2 pseudogenes are annotated in these 2,920 nt (G+C 34.7%); both read right to left on the minus strand.

Going from position 1 to position 2,920, the window contains the following annotated elements:
* Positions 1 to 166 precede the first annotated feature (166 nt).
* Positions 167 to 1,180: pseudogene (locus AC5JMK_RS13955) on the minus strand (Tn3 family transposase); the annotation flags it as partial.
* Between the two features lie 316 nt (positions 1,181 to 1,496).
* Positions 1,497 to 2,746, minus strand: a pseudogene (locus AC5JMK_RS13960) (ISNCY family transposase).
* Between the last annotated feature and the right edge of the window lie 174 nt (positions 2,747 to 2,920).

A 2,920-nucleotide genomic window follows, 5' to 3' on the forward strand; every position in this document is an offset into this window, starting at 1 on the left:
ACTAAATAGATCCGTTTCTTTGGGGTGTGACAGTTGTGGGTGCGGAATGTGGGTTGTAGCGATCGCTCTTGGTGGAAAAACTTTTTGGTTTACTGTGTATAGCTAAACTCATATATTTGTCCAAAAATCAACCTTTAATGTGTCACTTTAAGGTGCGTTTGCCCTGAGCCAATTCTTGATCTTCCAAACGATTAGTCGCAATTTCTCCACCCTTGCCGTAGAAAATAAAACTGTTAGCACTATTCCAATTTTCTACGACATTAAGACCCTCATTAATCTCTCGTCGCAACTCTATTGAATGTAAATATTGGCTCAAGAATATTGTTTTGACAGCCTTACCTAATTCACATAAAGCTTGATAGGTTGGGTGCATTAAATTGCCCCTAGTAAATCGCTTTAAAATAGCTTCCGTTTCTGCTGTACCTAAACGCAGTGCAGTGGCATACTTAACCATTTGGTCATACTGTTGACGAATTAAATCCCAATTAATGGCACGGGTTAAAACAGGTTGTAAATTAGGATAGGCAGCAGTATTACCTGAGTCTGGGCGATATAATTTTTGTTTGTGAATTCCCTTGAGACGAGGCATCAACCCAAAGCCAAGCAGGTGACAAAAAGCAAAAGCGACCACACTTTGTCCGTGAGTATCAACATAATTCTTCTCTACCTTCATTTGGGTACAGTGGCGTAATAGTCCTTCTATCATGGCTGCCACTTCACTACTAGAACAAGTCTTTAACTGTGAATAAATACAGACAGAATTCTTCTCAACGTGCCAATAAATCATCACACCACGTCCACCATAGCGGATGTGCCATTCGGTCATTAAATTCTGATCCCAAGCACCAAACTTTTTCGAGTCAGAAGCACAAGCTGTAGTACCTTCTCCCCAAAGAAAGGGCATTCTAATATTGAAAATTGCATTAGCGACACTAGCAATGGCATTACGTAACTGTTCCTTCTGGATGAAGCGACGCTTGATATATAATAAATCCTGATAATTTTCACCACCAATCACGTTGCCTAACCGTTTCAAACCTGTATTTGTCCCCAAACCATACAAACACAGTAACAAGCGTTTTTGTAATACATCCCGGTCTAACATTTCTCGTTGAGATGCACTTTTAAACTGCTCACTAAACCCAACTCGTAAATCAGTTTCTTTGAGAATATCCAGCAATTCTCATTTTGAAAAAAAACAGATAAAATTATCTTATTTAAATAGAGAACTTGTGTCGAACCATGATTTTTCGACAGATAATTATCATCCGACGCTAGAGATAGACAGGTTTGAAAAAATCTGTCCATGAAAAATTAATTTCAACTCATAAATCTAGCTGAAATTCTAACCAAATTTATATTTTTATTTAATAAATAACTTTCTCCTCCTCTTTCAATATATTGACATTTTTAACTAGAATTTACTTTTTTAAATGGAACGTGTTCCCTCAGAATGAATGAGAAAAAATCCGACCAGTCTTTAAAATATAAAAATTTTAATAGGGTACGAATATCATTAAAAAAAGAAGTCCGAGTTACTAATAACTCACGAATATGAGTGATAGGTGTAATTCACTAAATCTAAAACAGTATGAAATAAAAAAGCTAGCAAATTTAAAGACAATAAGAACTCACACAAATGATTTTGACCATGACCAAAGTTATGCTCTAAATTATAACCATGATTTTTCAGAACGTTATTACCTTCATTCTCAATTTTCCATCTACTGCGTCCAGCTTTAACAACTTTTTCAACATTATTTTCAGTGATTTTATGATTAGTTATCCAATTATTTTGGTAGATAATTTTCTGTGTTTTCTCATTAATAACAGTTACTTCACACCAATTAACTTCGAGACTTGAGTCTCCATCTCTCAAGGGAAGCTTATCAGCATAACGATAACGATAAATTAGATTTTTTCGCCCATCCCATTGTTTCTTTTCAATGGTTGTAACTTCTCCACTTCTTTCTAAGAATTCTAGCCATTCATATAAAGTCTTATGCGACGTTTCCAGACAAACAAAAATAAAATTATAACCTTGTTTTAAAGCTAATTCACAAATAGGTTGATGAGAATATAAGTCATCCCCTAAAAGGGTTACAGGATAACCATACTTATTTTTATGATTCTTATTTAACCATCTTTTAACAGCTGCATTTTCGCAGTCTTGCTTTTCATATCCATCTTGTTTTTTAATAAATTCTGGCTCGAAATTAATCACTTGTTTATGATTCGGAGAAACTATCACAGGTGTGACACAGCCATGAAAATAGGTTGTAGTCCCATTTCGATGATTACGATAGTTACATTGAGGGCAATTAATTTTTTTAGATGAGAAATATTCTGTGCCATCTAAAGCTATTAAAATTTCTTTATCTAAATAGAGAAACTTTTGCAAAACTCCCTTTTCATTTAACCATTTATAGACTTTCTGAAAAGCCATAAATATAGTAGTGGCTGGAACCGGATCTAACAAATTTCTTATTTGATTGTCACTCGGAATTTTCGCAATTGAAAATAAACTTTCTGCGTTATCTTTTCCTTTATTGCTTCTCATTAAACGTTGATGGTCTAAAAAAGACGGTGATTGAGTAAAAAAGACCGAAAACGCAGCCATCACTGCATCTTCTACCTCATATTTGGTATTATTTCCGGGTTTCCTTTCATCCGGTAAGTTATGCAATGATGACCGTAAACATTGCATTAATTCAGGAATTTCTATGGTTGCTGCTTTTTGAGCCATCTTCGAGTAATTTAACGCGCTGTCGGATTTTTAATTCACCGATTTTACCTCCAAAGACAACAATTATAAATTTTTATTTCCCTTCAATTCCTTATTCTAAAAACCGAACTATCTTCCTGCCCACATTCCGCACTTCAAATTGAAGTACAAAGAGATTACATCATGAGAAAAGCG

The sequence above is a fragment of the Pelatocladus sp. genome (assembly GCF_059505505.1).